This window comes from Pseudomonas sp. SMSB3, from assembly GCF_052041965.1.
GTDB lineage: Bacteria > Pseudomonadota > Gammaproteobacteria > Pseudomonadales > Pseudomonadaceae > Aquipseudomonas.
In genome coordinates, this window is the sequence record NZ_JBKGGV010000069.1 from 1 (window position 1) to 217 (window position 217).

General features: G+C 66.8%; 1 protein-coding gene. It reads left to right on the forward strand.

Going from position 1 to position 217, the window contains the following annotated elements:
* Window positions 1–217, forward strand: a 217-nt coding sequence (locus ACLEJW_RS23330) for an AMP-binding protein (protein WP_440778345.1), incomplete at both ends; no start/stop codon positions are given.

Consider the following 217-nt stretch of genomic DNA (forward strand, 5'->3'; position numbering starts at 1 on the left):
CAGGACAGCGTGCTGCAAAAGACGCCGTTCAGCTTCGACGTGTCGGTGTGGGAGTTCTTCTGGCCGCTGATGCAAGGCGCGCGCCTGGTGATGGCGCTGCCGGGCGATCATCGCGATCCGGCACGCCTGGCCGAGTTGATCTGCCGTGAGCGGATCAGCACGCTGCACTTCGTGCCGTCGATGTTGCAGGCCTTCGTCGGCGACGAGGGCGCCGCGC